Here is a 15,107-nt window from a genome sequence, read left to right as displayed (position 1 = left end):
CCCGAGCGGGTCTCCCCGCCCGCGCAGTGCCTGGACATGAATGCTGAGAGCCTGAGGACGGTCTGCAGAGGCCCGGTCATCGACGCGGGCGACCCGCAGTTCCGGGACGCCCTTCACGGGAACCTGTGGAACAGACTGATCCCGGACCGGGCACCGCAGATGATCGTCAAGGCGGCCGACGAGGACGACATCGTCGCCACGGTGACGTTCGCCCGCGCGCACGGCCTCAAGGTGGTCGTCCGCGGCGGCGGCCACAATTGGTGCCAGCCGACCCTGCGCAACGGCGGGATCCTGATCGACCTCGGGAGCCTCGACAAGATCCTGGCGATCGACGTCGCGCAGCGCCGGGCCGTCATCCAGCCCATTCTCAGCAACCGCGACATCCAGAAGGCGCTCAACGGCCACGGCCTCGCCTTCCCGACCGGCCACTGTCCTCAGGTCAAGGCCAGCGGCTACTTCCTCGGCGGCGGCATGGCCTGGAACCCCACGGTCTGGGGCTACGGGACCGAGAGCGTCGAGGCGATCGAGCTCGTCACCGCCCAGGGCGACTTGATCCGGGCCAGCGAGACCGAGAACCCGGACTTCTTCTGGGCCGCGCGCGGCGCAGGCCCGGGCTTCTTCGGGATCGTCACGAAGTATTTCCTCAAGCTCCACGCGCTGCCGAAAGCCATTCACGGGAGCGAGTCCTTCTATCGCCTCGAGGACGCGCCGGCCATCGGCAGGTGGCTCGGCGAGGCGGCGCCGACGATCGCGCCGAGCGTCGAGCTGACCCAGTTCCTCGTCAAGGCGCCGCCCGCGCTGGCCGCGCAGGCGGCGGCCCAGAACGGCTGGGTCTGCATGGTCACCGCCACCGCCTTCGAGGACACACCGGAGGCGGCGCGGCGCGCGCTGGCGCCGCTGGACGGCGCACCGGTCGCGCCCCTGTCGCGCGCGCGGGCGACGCCCCTCGACTTCGAGCAGCTCTTCGACGCGTCCGGCGCGCTCTTCCCGGAGGGCGTGCGCTCACGGGTCGAGGCCACCTACTCCAATCACTGCCCCGGCGCGCTGATGGCCGCCATCCTGCCCCTGTGGCGGAGCGCGCCTTCGGCGACCTCGGTGTTCCTGTCGACGATCTTCTGCGGGCCCGACGTCCCGGGGCCGCAGCGGGACATGGCCCGCTCCATGACCTCGAAGGTCTATGGCGGCCCCTGGACCATGTGGCGCGAGGCGGACGACGACCAGGCCAACGCCGCGTGGCATCAGGCGGTGATCGCCGCGCTGAAGCCGTTCAACATCGGCTACTACATCGGCGAGACCGACACGGTCGAGCAGCCCGAGATCGTCGCCCAGGCGTTCACGCCCGAGAAGTGGCAGAGGCTGTGCGCGCTGCGCGACAAGCACGATCCGGACCGCGTGTTCTTCGACTACTTCGACGGTCTCCGCTGAGCCGAGGTGCGGTCACGTCGGCGTGTCGATCGCGTCCCACGGCGTGTCGCGGTCGTTCTGGAAGCCGGTCAGCCAGTTCAGCGCGACGTGACGCTCCGCCACGACGTCGCCGTTGAGCCCCGCGGGGGCCACTCCCTTCTGCCGCGCCTGCCGGACGACCCAGTGCTCCCGCCACGCGCGGTCCAGCGCCTCCAGGATCTCGCCGGGCGGCCGCAGGCGCGCGACATCCGCCGCGCCCGCGTCCTGCGCGAGCGGCGCGACTGCCCGCCAGAGCGCGTCCACGTCGGCCGCGGCGTCGCTGTCGGCGATCCGGGCCGCGCTCGCGCCGAGCGCCCACAGCAGGGTGTTCGCGGCCTCGTAGCGCCAGGACGCTGCCGCGGCGTCCCTGAGGTCCGCCGCCTCGATCCGGGCGCGCTCGGCCGGCGACAGGGAAGCGAAGCCGGTGGGATTCAGCGCCCTCTGTCCCGGCGCGATCAGCGTCGTGCCGGCGCCGAAGGCCTGCCCCCAGGCGGCGATGTAGAGCAGTGCCAGAGCCCGCCGGAGCACCTCCGCCGGTGGTCGAAGTGCCAACTCCGCCTCGCCGAGCGCGGGGGGCATGCCGGCCGGCGGCTTCGGGTCCAGGTTCCCCAGCCGCTCCAGGGTCCGGGCGCGGCGCGCGACGGCGTCGGGCGGATAGGGCAGGCGCGCCGCGGGATCCGTCTCACCCGCGGCCGACATGAGGAGCGCCATGTCGGGCGCGCGCACCGAGCCGTCCGGCAGGAAGAGGACGGCGTTCGCCGCGAGCGCCCAGGCCTCGACGCGCGGCAGATCGGGCGCGGCGACCGCGAAGCTGACGTGGTTGCGGACGCGCTGCAGGTGGCGCCACAGGTGGTAGCGCAGGGCGGTCATCTGGCCGTCGCCCCGTCCCATGACGTAGCCGATGAACCCGTCGAGATGCGGCTGCAAGGCGGGGTCGGACAGGTCCCGACGCCCGTTCGGCTCGTGGGGGAAGGCCAGCGCGGGCAGGTCGCGCACGGTCGCGTAGGCGTTGACGAGAAGCGGCTCGTCCGGCGGCGCCTCCGCCGCCGGTGCCGCATCGGCGCGTCCGAACAGCCGCTTCAGCAGATTCATGCCTCTCCCTTCCGGTCTACCCGTGAAGCGGCGCCGTCGGGTCTGCGGCCGCGGAAGCGGGCGCGCGCACAGTGAGGCGGGCGCCCCGGCCGGGCAAGGCGCACCGCGCGCGCCCGGACGATCCTCCCCGAGCCGGCCGCGCCGGCGCCCGGCGAACGCTCACCCGAACGGCCCGGGCGCCGGGCCGCGGACGCGAGCCCGCCCGCTCCGCGCCGGAGGCGGGGCCCTCGCCGACAGGATGGGCGCGCTCAAGCCCGAGGCCCTCGTCGTCGGCCTCACCGGGGGCTTCTTCGTCAGCGCAGGCCCGGCGCTGGCCGACGACACGCCGACGACACGCCGACGACGGCGGGCGCGGCCCGAACGATTGTACAGTCGCCCCGCGCGCACGCTGAACCGATCCAGCGCCCGGGAACACGCTTATACTTTATAGAATAACCTTTTCTCTCTATCGATCTTACGTATCCGGCGGATATCGCAGATATCGCCTCGCCGATATGCCGGTCGCCGGCCATGTTAGGTAGTATGCGCCGGTTGATAACAATTTTTGTTGCGACAACTCGGCGGCGAGCTATGCTATCGATACAGGATAGGCAACCGAATCGAGTCGGTCTCGCGTATCGAACCTGTATTGCCGCAGGGCACGGCAACCGTTCGGGGCTGCCAAAACACGGATCGACCGGGCTACCCGGTCGAGGCGACGCGCGGGTGTGCCGATCATGATGTTTGCTGTCCCCGCCCTGCTGTTGGAGCTGGCGTTGACGACGCCGGTCTCGGACAAGATGCCGGTCTTCGACGTTCGTGGCAGCTGCCGGGCGGCGACGCAGGAGATGACCCTCGATGTCGGTCGGCAGAAACTCTGCCTCCAGGACGAGGGATCGGCCCGCGCCGAGGTGGCCAAGAAGTGGTCCAGCTTCCCGGCGGTCGACCGGACACGCTGCGCGGCGGAAGCCCAGCTCGACGGCCTGCCCAGCTACGTCGATCTGCTGGAGTGCCTGACCCTCGCCCGGGAAGCCAAGGCCGAGGACGGCCAGTAGCCGCGGCTGGACCGAGGCCGAAGACCGTCCCGTAACGCTCTCAGGTTGAGGGTCGACCGTGCCGATCGTGTTTCAGCTCCCCGGATCCCTCCGTCTCCTCGCCCTGGCCGCCATCGCGGGACTCGCCGCCGGCTGCCACGATTCGAACCAGTACGTCCCGCCGCCGCCGCCCACCGTCTCGGTCGCGCAGCCGGCCATGCGCACGGTGACGCGCTACTTCGAGCTCACCGGCAACACCAAGGCCTTCGCGGCCGTCGAACTCGAGGCGCGGGTCCAGGGCTTCCTGGAGGCGATCACCTACAGGGACGGCGCCGTCGTGAAGAAGGGCGCGCCGCTCTTCTCCATCCAGCGCAACACCTACGAGGCGCAGCTCAAGCAGGCGCAGGGCGCCCTGGCGGCGCAGCAGGCCACCCTGGCGAACGCCCAGTCCGAGTATCAGCGCCAGTCCACGCTGGGCCGGCAGGAATTCGCCTCGCAGGCGCGCGTCGAGGACGCGAAGACCAAGCTGGACCAAGCCAGCGCCGCCCTCATGGAGGCGCAGGCCAATCTCGACATCGCCACCATCAATCTCGGCTACACGCAGGTCTCGGCGCCCTTCGACGGCGTGGTCACCAACCACCTCGTGGATGTCGGGGCGCTCGTCGGCATCAGCGGGCCGACCAAGCTGGCGCAGCTCGTGCGCATCGATCCGCTCTACGTCTACTTCAACGTCAGCGAGCAGCAGGTTCTGCTGGTCAAGCAGCACCTGCTCGCGACGCAGCGGACGCTGGGCGACCTGTCCAAGATCCCGGTGGAGATCGGCCTGCAGACCGAGACCGGCTATCCCCATACCGGCAAGCTCGACTACCTCGCGCCGCAGGTCGACCCGTCCACCGGCACGCTGATGGCCCGGGCGCTCATCGAGAACGGCGACCACGCGCTCCTCCCGGGCCTGTTCGTGCGGGTCCGGATCCCGGTCGGACGCCAGGATAAGGCCCTGCTGGTCCGCGACGACGCCATCGGGACGAACCAGCAGGGCAGCTACGTGCTCACGGTCGGGGCCGACGATGTCGTTTCCCAGCGGGTGGTGACGCTCGGCCCCCGGGACGGGCGCTACCGGGTGATCGAGACGGGGCTCGCGCCCGGCGACTGGGTCGTCACGGACGGCATCCAGCGGGCGATACCGGGCGCGAAGGTCGCCCCCCAGAGGGCGGCCGTGGCCGACGCCTCGTCCGAACCGGCGCCGCCCCAGCGGTGAGAGATCGGCCGCGGGACCCGGCCGCGCCGACGCGGCCCCGGGTCTGCGGCGCCGATCCTCCCCGCGCCCGGGGGCCGGCCTCCGCCAAAGCGCGTCCCGCCGATGCGGTGGGACGGCCCCTGAGACGCCGGCACCGAGGGCCAACGGCATGATCTCGCGCTTCTTCATCGAGCGGCCGGTCCTGGCCAACGTGCTGGCCCTGGTCATGGTGCTGATCGGCGCGGTGTCGCTGCTCAACCTGCCGGTGTCCCAGTATCCCAACGTCGTGCCGCCGACGGTCCAGGTCACCACCCGCTATCCGGGCGCGAGCGCCCGCACGGTGGTCGACACGGTGGCGCTCCCGATCGAGCAGCAGGTCAACGGCGTCGAGGGCATGCTCTACATGCAGTCGACCAGCGCGAGCGACGGCACCTACACGCTCACGGTCACCTTCGCGATCGGGACGGACGGCGACCAAGCCCAGGTGCTGGTGCAGAACCGGGTCGCGATCGCGATGTCGTCGCTGCCGCAGGCGGTCCAGGTTCAGGGCGTCACGACCCAGAAGAAATCCACCGCGGTCCTGCAATTCGTGACACTGTCGGCCAGCGACGGGAAGTTCGACAGCCTGTTCCTGTCGAATTACGGCGTCATCAACGTGCAGAACGAGCTGGCCCGGCTGCCCGGCGTCGGCAACGTCACGGTGTTCGGCGCGGGCCAGTACGCGATGCGGATCTGGCTCGACCCCGACCTCGTCCAGGCCCGCGGCCTCACCCCCGACGCCATCATCAACATCGTGCAGCAGCAGAGCCAGGAGGTCACCGCGGGCGCCGTCGGGATGCCGCCGGTCCCGGCCGGACAGGACTTCCAGTACACCCTCAACGTCAACGGGCGGCTCAACAACGCCCCGGACTTCGAGAACATCGTCATCAAGGCGGACGCGCAGGACGGGGGCCGCATCACCCGCCTGCGCGACGTCGGCCGGGTCGAGCTCGGCGCGCAGACCTACAGCCAGTCCTTCACGCTGAACGGGCAGCCCGCCGCCGGCATCGGCATCTACCAGCTGCCCGAGGCGAACGCGCTGACGGTGGCGAACGCGGTCCGCGCCCGGATGGCCGAGCTCGCGAAGACCTTCCCGTCGGGCCTCGTCTACGCCATCCCGTTCGACACGACGGAGTTCGTGCAGGCCTCGATCCACGAGGTCTACAGGACGCTGTTCGAGGCGGCCGTGCTGGTCCTGATCGTCATCCTGGTCTTCGTCCAGGACTGGCGCGCCATGCTGGTGCCGGCGACGACGGTGCCGGTGACCATCATCGGCGCCTTCGCGGCCATGGCGGCGATGGGCTTCAGCGTGAACCTCTCGACGCTGTTCGCCATCGTGCTGGCCATCGGCATCGTGGTGGACGACGCCATCGTGATCGTCGAGGGGGTGTCCCACCACATCGACGAGGGCCTCTCGCCGCGGGCGGCGGCCGAGCAAGCGATGGAGGAGCTGTTCGGCCCGATCATCGGCATCACCCTGGTGCTCATGTCGGTGTTCGTGCCGGCCGCGTTCCTCCCCGGCCTGACCGGGCAGCTCTACAAGCAGTTCGCCCTGGTGATCGCCGCGACCGCGCTGATCAGCGCGATCAACGCCGCCACCCTGAAGCCGACCCAGTGCGCCCTGTGGCTGCGCAAGCCGGTGCCGCCGGAGAAGCGGAACGTGTTCTACCGCGGCTTCAACCGCGTCTACGGCGTCCTGGAGAACGGGTACGCCCGGCTGATCGCCAGCATGGTCCGGCGCAGCGGCCTGATGGTCGCCGCGGCACTCCTGCTGATCGGTCTCGCCGGATGGGGGCTCACCCGCCTGCCCACCGCCTTCCTGCCCACCGAGGATCAGGGCTACGTCCTGATCGGCGCGCAGCTGCCGGACGGGGCCTCGAAGGAGCGCACCGACGCCGTGATGCAGCGGATCAGCGCCCAGGCGAAGGCGACGCCGGGCGTCGACAACGTCCTCTCGATCAGCGGCATCTCGGTCCTCGACTCGAACGCCACCCTGCCCAATGCCGGCGTCGCCTACGTGGTTCTCAAGAACTGGGACGCCCGCGCCGGGGAGAAGGGCCAGGATCTGCGCAGCCTCTACGAGCGCTTCAACACGATGCTGGCGGGCGTCGAGGACGCCGACACCTTCGTGCTGATCCCGCCGCCGATCCAGGGCATCGGCAACGCCAGCGGCTTCACCATGCAGATCGAGCTGCGCAACGGCGACTTCGACTACCCGCTGCTGGAGAGCCTCGCCCGGACGATCGTCGCCGACGGGAACGCGCAATCCGGGCTGCGGAAGCTCAACACCTCGTTCCGGGCCGGCGTGCCGCAGATCGCGATCGCGGTGGACCGGGTCAAGGCCGAGGCCCTCGGCGTGACGGTCGGTCAGGTCTTCTCGACGCTCTCGAGCTACGTGGGCTCGTCCTACGTCACGCAGTTCAACAAGTTCGGCCGGACCTTCCAGGTCTACGTGCAGGCCGCGCCCGACTACCGGCTCCGTCCCGAGGACGTCGAGAACCTGAAGGTGCGCGCCGGCAACGGCGTGATGGTGCCCCTCGGCACCGTCGTGGAGATCAGGACCGTGCAGGGCCCGTCCCTGATCAGCCTGTACAATCTCTACCCGACGGCGACGATCGTCGGCGGGGCGGCACCGGGCTTCAGCTCCGGGCAGGCGCTGGACCTGATGCAGCAGATCGCCGCCAAGGTGCTGCCGCCGGGCACGGGCTACGACTGGACGGCGATGTCGTACCAGGAGAAGGCGGTCGGCGCGCAGATCTACCTCGTGTTCGGGCTCGCCATCCTCCTCGTCTACCTGGTCCTGGCCGGCCAGTACGAGAGCTGGATCCTGCCGCTGGCGGTCCTGCTCGGCGTGCCGCTGGCGCTGCTGGGCACGGTCGGGGCGCTGCTGCTGCTCGGCGTCGCCAACAACCTCTACACGCAGATCGGCCTGATCCTGCTGATCGCGCTGGCGAGCAAGAACGCCATCCTGATCGTCGAGGTCGCCCGCGAGAAGCGGCAGTCCGGCCTCGACATCGCGGCCGCCGCCGTGGAGGCGGCGCGACTGCGCTTCCGCCCGATCCTGATGACCTCGTTCGCCTTCATCCTCGGCGTCCTGCCCCTCGTCACCGCCTCCGGGGCCGGGGCCGCGGCGCGCAAGTCCATCGGCATCACGGTGTTCAGCGGCATGCTAGCCTCGACCTGCCTGGCGGTGCTGTTCGTCCCGTCCTTCTACGTGATCCTGCAGCGCCTCGAGGAGCGCCGCGCGCGCGGGCGGCAGCCCGGGCCGGTCGCCGCCCCGCCCGCGGCCGGGACAGCCCCCGAGACCGGTCCCGCGTGAGCCGGAGCGCGGATACGGCTCACGCCCGACCGGCCCACGACCGGCGCCGCGGCCGCCGCGCGCCGCCGCTTCCTCCGGCGCGCGCCGCGCCGGATCCGCGGCCGGACCTTCGTCGACCCGCCCATACGGCACGCCCGGCCGTTGACGGCCTGGCATCGCCAACCCTATTAGATATAGCATCAGCTATAATGATGGGTCAGGGCTATGACGCACACCGGCACTCCGCGTCGACGCTCGGCTCCGAGATCGGTCCTGTGCGGCCTCGCCGCGGCGCTCGCGCTCACCGCGGCCCCGGCGCTGGCCCAGAGCCTGCCCACCGCCGCCGAGAACCTGACGCCGGGCGACCTCGACAGCGAGCATCTGTTCGGCTTCACCGAGGGCAGCGACCTCGGCGTTCCCGGGGAGGCGGAGCTGGAATGGGAGACGAGCGGGCGCCTCGGCCGGCGCGTCGCCCGCTTCCTGACCGTGGACAGCTCCCTGGCCCTGAAGGTGCCGCTGACCCACGATTTCCGCTTGGCTCCGGGCGTCACCTTCAACGCCTACGACATCGGTGCGCCCGGCACCCCGACCCGGACCACGGGCGGTTTCAACGGCGGCTTCCTCGAGACCCGGCTGCGCCTGCTGGACCGCCGGGCGGCCGCCTTCGGTCTGACCCTCAACATCGTGCCGGGCTACGGAATCGTCGACGGCGGGTCGGGCGTGCCGGCGCGCAGCTTCGGCACCGAGATCGGCCTGCTGGCCGACCGCGAGATCATTCCCGGCAAGCTGATCGCCGCCGTCAATGTCGGCTTCGCGCTCTCGACGACGCGGCTGACCGCGATGGACGCGCCCGTGCGCGGTTCGGGGATCGAGGTGGCGGGGGCACTGGCCTACTGCGTCCGGCCCGGCCTCTTCCTCGGCGGCGAGGCACGCTATGCCCGGACCTACGACGGTCTGGCGCTCGATAGGTTCGCGGGCGAGGCCGTGTATCTCGGGCCGACCGCCTACACGACCCTGTCACCCCAGGCCTGGGCCTCGTTCACCTGGAGCTTCCAGGTCGCCGGGCGGGCGACGGGCGAGCCCGGGCCGCTCGACCTGTCGAGCTTCGACCGCCATCAGATGCGGTTGCGCGTCGGATACAGCTTCTGATCGCGGCCTGCGGGCTTCACGGAGGTCACGGACGGGCGCCGATACAGCGGGAGGACGCCGGTCCTCGAGCGCTTTGAAAGAGAGACTGGCGGAGAGGGGGGGAGAATCCCCCACGTGAAGCCGGTTACGGCGCCGAGCCCTCGAATGCGCGAGGCTGAGACGGGCCCCCGCGGGCCGGCAGGTCCTGTGGAGGCGAGCGGAAGGCGGCCCAGGGCGCGCTTCGCTCCGATGCCGTCTGTTGGCCTAGGGCTCATCGATTCGATCAGGGCGGCGCGATGTGCCCGCACGTCCGGTCTGGAGACCGGGCCGCTCAGCGCGTGCCGCCCGCAGTGGGACGCGGAGATCGACTCACCGCCCGCCGGCGGACGTTCCGCCCTCCACCTTCCCGCGCCGCAGAAGCTTCCATTTCGCGCAGCGCCGTCCGTACGATTCTGCCCTGTGCCTCGCCGGCATTGACCGGCGACGCGCCAGCACAACTTGCGCTGGGAGATCGAACGATTCTGACTAGATACCGACGGCGGAATGGTGCCTCCTCATGCTGGATCGTTTCCTCCGCAGGCTGGCATATGGTGCAGATCTCACCGCGGAGGATCGTGCCTGCCTGAATCGCCTTCTTCGACAAACGCGGGTCGTCGAGCCACGCCAACAGCTCGTCGCGGAAGGCGATGCAGTCCAGCGCGTTCTCGTCATGCTGGAGGGCTGGGCCTGTCGGTCAAAGCTTCTCGCCGATGGTCAGCGTCTCATCACCGACTTGATCCTGCCCGGTGACATCAGCCACGTGCAGACGAGCCTGCTCGGTTACGCCGATCATTCCGTGACCACGCTGAGTGCGGGCCTCATCGCGGAAATCAACCCGGCCGAGATCGCAGAGGCGGTGCAAGGTCGCCCGGGTATTGCCCAGGCCTTCCGCTGGTCCTCGCTCCAGACCGACAGCATCTTGCGCCAGTGGCTCATCAACAATGGCCGCCGCTTGGCGGCCCCGCGCCTCGCTCACCTGATCTGCGAGATACAGGCTCGGCTACAAGCTGTTCGCGTGCCAGTCGAAGATGGTTTTCCCTGGCCGTTGCGACAGGAAGAATTCGCCGACGCCGCGGGCCTGACTCCCGTGCACGTCAACCGATCGATCCGCGTGCTACGGGATGACGGGTTGATCGTGCTGAAACAGCGCTGGATGCACGTGCCGGATCCAGAGCGGCTTGCAGCCCTCTGCGACTTCAAGCCAGACTACCTTCATCTCGCCCCCGCGCGGGCGATGGTGATGCGCTGAGACGATGCCGCTGTTCTACTTCCACCTGCGCACCCCCAGGAGGCTGGAGCGGGATACGGACGGGCTCGACAGACCGAGTTTGGAGGCCGCCTACCTGGAAGCCTGCCGGGCGATCCCGGATCTGTGCGTTGATCTCCTGCACGAGGGCACCGCCCCCCTGGCCTGCGCGTTCTTGATCTGCGACGCCGCGCAGACTGAGCTGATGGAGGTGCCGTTCAACGAGCGCCTTCACGACGGGCGCAAGTCTGAGCGGGCCCCCCAGGCCCCTGACCTATCTCCTTCGGCGCAGGTGCGGCATGGACGCGCGATGGTGGCTGAGATGCGGGCTCAGATCGCCGAGATGCGAGCGGACGCCACAGAGATGCGAACAGCCGTGGAACGGAGCCGCGTGCTGCTCAAAGAAACGGAAAACGCTGCAGCAAAGCCGTTGCGCTGATTGACGGCCAAGCGCCCGCCGAGCGCGAATTGCGGTACATGGACCATTCGCTTCTTACCGAGTGATCCTTTGAAAGCCTGACGGCAGAACCTTCCCGGGTCCGCGTTGGGTCAGCGGGGGTCCCTACAGCCATGCCGGCATCGATGCATCCGCTCTCCGGAAGCAGAAAGGCTTGAAACCACCCGGAGCGGCTCCCGTTTCCGCCCCTATCCGGCCGCCGCCTACGGCTCATGCGCACTGGCGAAGCGGACGCTCATGACTCGGTCGCGAAGCTAGGCCGAGAGAGCCATCGGCACAGTGCTGTCCACCAATCGCTGCGGCCGTCCAATCAGGTAGCCCTGGATCGCATCGCAACCAATCTCGCGCATGAGGGCGAGCTGCGACGGCGTCTCTACGCCCTCGGCTTGCAGCACGACATCCAGCGCCTTCGCGATATGCATGATGCCTTTCAGCACCGCCAACGAGTGACGGTCCGTCTCGGCCGTGGCTACGAAGGAACGGTCCACCTTGATGCGGTCGAGCGGAAAGTCGCGCAGATGGGCGAGCGACGAGTAACCCGTGCCGAAATCATCCATCGCGACCGTCACGCCGAGGCGGCGGATAGCGGCCAGGATCTTGGCGATCCGAGGGCCGTCCTCGACGATCGCTGTTTCCGTGAGTTCGATCTCCAAACGCTCGGCCGGCAGGCCACTTCTGGCCAGAGCCTGCGTGAGATCAGACAAGAGCTGCGGAGAGCGAAACTGAACCGGTGAAACGTTGACCGCGACGTAGACATCGTTCGGCAATCGCGCGGCCTGCCGGCACGCCTCCTGCAACACCCAGGCTCCGATCGGAATGATCTGCCCGGTCTCCTCTGCCAACGGAATGAACCGGGCCGGAGACACGGCTCCGAGCTTCGGGTGATCCCAGCGGATCAACGCCTCGTAGCCGATGATCCGGTCGTCGACGAGGGCGATCACCGGCTGAAAGGCCAGATACATCTCTCCCCGTTCGATCGCGGCACGCATGTCCGTTTCCAGCTGAACCCGATCGGCGACGGTCCTCAACATGTCGGGCGTGTAGCAGCTCGTTCGACCTCGACCCTGGCGCTTCGACTCGTAGAGCGCGATGTCCGAGAACTGCATGAGTTCGATCGCATCCTGCGCGTCATCCGTGCAGCACAGACCGATGCTGCAGCCGATCGACACAGTGAGGTCGTCGATCCCATACGGCAGGGCCAGTGCCTCGATCACCGCGGTGGCGACAGCCATGGCCTGGGTCTGATCGCCGTAGACCAGCACCGCCATCTCGTCACCGCCGAGCCGGGCTACGAAGCCGTCCGGTCCCGCGATCGTCCTCAGCCTGTTGGCGACCTGGATGAGGAGCTGGTCGCCGACCACGTGACCGTAGGTATCGTTAACCTGCTTGAAACGATCGAGATCGATCAGCAGGAGCTTGACGACGCGCTTAGGTGCAAAATCGTGCTCCAACCGTGCACTCAAAGCGCGTCGATTGGCGAGCTTGGTCAGGGGATCGCAGAAGGCCAATTCCGCAATCCGGCGCTGCGCCTCGCGCTCTTTGGTCACGTCGTCGAAGGTGACGACATTGCCGCCGTCCTCGATGGGGCGGATCTCGACCTGTAGAACGCGGCCGTCCTCCAGCGGGTAGTCGATCTGTTTGGAGTTCTTGACGTTCCGCCAGTCGTCGACCCGCCGGCGCGCCGCCTCTCGCCGCTCTGCGGTCCAGCCGTGACGATAGCCGACAAGGTCGATGATCTGATCGATGGTCATGCCCGTAAGATCGACATCGACAGGGATGTGATAGATCTCCAGGTAGCGCCGGTTGTACAGGCGCACGCGTTCAGCCGGGTCCAGATACAGCAACCCATTCGACATATTGTCGAGAGCGGTTCTCAGAATTGATGAATGGGCACGCTCTTGGGCGTCGAAGCGTCGTGCCGCGAGGATCGTCAGGAATGCCCCGAGGAAGAGGACAGCAGCGCCTCCCGTGGTCAAGATGCTGAGCACGATATTTTCGTTCGGCAAGCCGCGATAGCCCTGGATGGGCACCAGCGTCGTGCCGGCAATCGCGACGAAGTGAGTACCGGTGACTGCCAGGGTGAAAAGAGCGCAGACCACCCAAGGCGTCGCCAAGCGTCGCGGCAGCCCACAAACCAGCGCGAGACTGCAAGCACCGATACCTGCGGCCAGAACGTTCATGACCGGCGAATGGGTCTGCTGGCATCCCTCGAGCGCTGCCATGCCGGCGTGATGCATCGCGCCGATACCGAACCCGGCGGCCGCGCCAGCCAGGGTCCGGATACGCCAAGACGGAAAGAGCCTCGCCAGGGCCAGCGGCAGCCCCACGACCAAGATGGCGACCAGCGCCGAGAAGATGGTGGTCGTGTCATCAAAGCCCAGCACCATATCGGGCCGGTAGCCCAGCATGGCGACGAAATGGGTTGTCCAGACGCCCAAGCCGGCCACGACTGCCGTTCCCGCCAGCCAGCGGTACCGCTGAGCCAGATCGGCCTCGCTGATCGTGCGCATGAGTGCGGCGACCAGCCACCCGGCCACGAGGCAGATAGCAAGAGCAGTGAAAACAAACGCGCGCGAATGGTCGGCGGCTAGACCGGCAGCACCATAGATCATGTCTTGCCTGTACGTGCCGCCCTCTGAAGCCGGCATGAAAGAAGACGATGAAAATACCGTTCATAACAGGCCCGGCCTTGAGCCTGACATTCCCGTCACGCCTCTCCTGTCCGAAACGGCGGCCTGGGTCGCGGACGGCTGCCACGGCTACGTCCGCCTCGGTGCATCCGAACTCTCGAAGCGGACGGGCAGGAGTCCCCCCGAACTGCCGTTCCGGAAGCGACCGAGGCCGTGTCAGAACGCGTTGCTCGTGGCCGGCAGCGTCGCTCGGCAGGACGATGACGGCGGCGCGGTCGGCCAGGTCAGGCTCGAACGGCCTGGATGAGCCAGGTTGTGCCGAACAGGCGGATCATCCGATTCACGTTGTAGGCGAGGAGTTGGGTCCGGTCGGGCCCTCGTGGACGACCTCATGGGCCACGACGAGATGAGGCTCGCGGGGTCGACGGCACTCGGTTGAGATAGCCGTGGAGGTGGAGCTGCGGAAGCGTGGCCGGATCATAGGCAGGCCGTCCCGTCGCCGCGGGCTCGAAGCGGGTGAAGCCGGGACGCCCAGATCGCGTTCCTCGATGAAGACCTCGATCACCCGAACCGGATTGCCGGCGGTGACGTCGTCATCCAACGGACTGGGCAACAACCAGGACTGCCGACGGTCCTGTCCTTCGACGAGCCGCCCCGTGCTGGCCGCCGCAGGCAAGGCCGAAAGTCTGTCTCGGGAGGGACTCTCGACACAGCCTCGGCCGCAAGCGGATGACCGCTTCGAAGCAGATCCTCTGGAAGAGGCGGATCGCTCCTGCGGACCCGTGCCAGCCATACGGACGAGCATTGGCGCTGCCCAGAAGCGGACACTCGTCGGCTGCCCGGCAACTCGGACAGGGGTAACAAGCGGGCCTCGAATGTTCGCCTCGAAGCAGCCACCGCTCGATGAGCGAATTTGACGACTCATTCTAGGAGTTGCATGAAGGCGCGCAGGAACCGCGCAATGGTTGAAATCGAAACTCGCTTCTCACAACTCCGGGCTTCGGTTGAAGCGACCATAACCCGTGCCCGGGAGTTGCAGGCGGTCAGTCTTGCATTACGGCAGCGTCTTTCAGCGATACGGCGAGAACTGAAGGAAGTATCTGACCATACTCAGGAGACGCTCAAGGCAGTGCGTCTCCACCGTGCATCGCTGCGCGCTGAGCCAGCCAACCAGAACGGATCCGAACCAGCGCCATCCGATGCTGTGCTCAGAGCGATATCCATACTCGGGCGCGACGAGAGCGATCTCGAAGAGATGACCGACGACCTGATCGCGGCCTTCAAAACTGCGAGCGCCGTGGGCGACGATGACGGACGAGCATTGTTCGCGAACGCCCTCATGCTCGTCGGCCGCCATCTCGCTACGCAGGTCAGCCCCGAGGCTGCGGGCGTGGTCATGAACTAGGGCCAGCGTGGCGTCGCGATGGCATAGGTTTGTGATGGAACGCGAGATACCCACCGCCCGCCTCGTCCAGCGGATTGCCG

Annotated in this window: 10 protein-coding genes; 8 read left to right on the top strand and 2 right to left on the bottom strand. The window is 68.3% G+C overall.

Annotated elements, in window-relative coordinates; genetic code table 11:
* The first annotated feature begins 36 nt into the window (after nucleotides 1-36).
* Nucleotides 37-1,425, top strand: coding sequence for an FAD-binding oxidoreductase (locus ACTJK8_RS16310; protein ID WP_440762225.1), 1,389 nt, complete (start codon nucleotides 37-39; stop codon nucleotides 1,423-1,425).
* A 12-nt stretch (nucleotides 1,426-1,437) separates the two neighbouring features.
* Here ACTJK8_RS16310 and ACTJK8_RS16305 read toward each other — a convergent pair whose 3' ends face one another.
* Nucleotides 1,438-2,535 (bottom strand): DUF4272 domain-containing protein, encoded by a 1,098-nt coding sequence (locus tag ACTJK8_RS16305; protein WP_440762224.1) that lies wholly within the window; start codon nucleotides 2,533-2,535, stop codon nucleotides 1,438-1,440.
* A 716-nt stretch (nucleotides 2,536-3,251) separates the two neighbouring features.
* On the opposite strand from ACTJK8_RS16305, the gene ACTJK8_RS16300 reads away from it, so the two are divergent.
* The 6 genes from ACTJK8_RS16300 to ACTJK8_RS16275 all read left to right on the top strand — a co-directional run bounded on the left by ACTJK8_RS16300 (nucleotide 3,252) and on the right by ACTJK8_RS16275 (nucleotide 10,974).
* Nucleotides 3,252-3,569, top strand: coding sequence for a hypothetical protein (locus tag ACTJK8_RS16300; RefSeq protein WP_234740987.1), 318 nt, complete (start codon nucleotides 3,252-3,254; stop codon nucleotides 3,567-3,569).
* 58 nt (nucleotides 3,570-3,627) lie between these two features.
* Complete coding sequence (locus ACTJK8_RS16295; protein WP_012321700.1) at nucleotides 3,628-4,806, top strand: efflux RND transporter periplasmic adaptor subunit; 1,179 nt, start codon at nucleotides 3,628-3,630, stop codon at nucleotides 4,804-4,806.
* Nucleotides 4,807-4,954: 148 nt separating this feature from the next.
* Complete coding sequence (locus ACTJK8_RS16290) at nucleotides 4,955-8,143, top strand: efflux RND transporter permease subunit (RefSeq protein ID WP_012321699.1); 3,189 nt, start codon at nucleotides 4,955-4,957, stop codon at nucleotides 8,141-8,143.
* Between the two features lie 204 nt (nucleotides 8,144-8,347).
* Complete coding sequence (locus tag ACTJK8_RS16285) at nucleotides 8,348-9,271, top strand: hypothetical protein (RefSeq protein WP_440762223.1); 924 nt, start codon at nucleotides 8,348-8,350, stop codon at nucleotides 9,269-9,271.
* 535 nt (nucleotides 9,272-9,806) lie between these two features.
* Complete coding sequence (locus tag ACTJK8_RS16280; RefSeq protein WP_287079868.1) at nucleotides 9,807-10,538, top strand: Crp/Fnr family transcriptional regulator; 732 nt, start codon at nucleotides 9,807-9,809, stop codon at nucleotides 10,536-10,538.
* Between the two features lie 4 nt (nucleotides 10,539-10,542).
* On the top strand, nucleotides 10,543-10,974 hold the full coding sequence (locus tag ACTJK8_RS16275; protein ID WP_012321696.1) for a DUF6894 family protein: 432 nt from the start codon (nucleotides 10,543-10,545) through the stop codon (nucleotides 10,972-10,974).
* Between the two features lie 272 nt (nucleotides 10,975-11,246).
* On the opposite strand, the gene ACTJK8_RS16270 is transcribed toward ACTJK8_RS16275, so the two are convergent.
* A complete protein-coding gene (locus tag ACTJK8_RS16270; RefSeq protein WP_440762222.1) occupies nucleotides 11,247-13,604 on the bottom strand; it encodes a bifunctional diguanylate cyclase/phosphodiesterase in 2,358 nt (785 codons plus the stop codon).
* Between the two features lie 955 nt (nucleotides 13,605-14,559).
* On the opposite strand from ACTJK8_RS16270, the gene ACTJK8_RS16265 reads away from it, so the two are divergent.
* A complete protein-coding gene (locus ACTJK8_RS16265; RefSeq protein WP_440762221.1) occupies nucleotides 14,560-15,027 on the top strand; it encodes a hypothetical protein in 468 nt (155 codons plus the stop codon).
* The last annotated feature ends 80 nt before the right edge of the window (nucleotides 15,028-15,107 follow it).

This window comes from Methylobacterium sp. 22177 (assembly GCF_052045615.1).
Classification (GTDB): Bacteria; Pseudomonadota; Alphaproteobacteria; order Rhizobiales; family Beijerinckiaceae; genus Methylobacterium; species Methylobacterium radiotolerans.
Note: the sequence above shows the minus strand (reverse complement) of the source record. Positions and strands in the feature narration are given on the sequence as shown.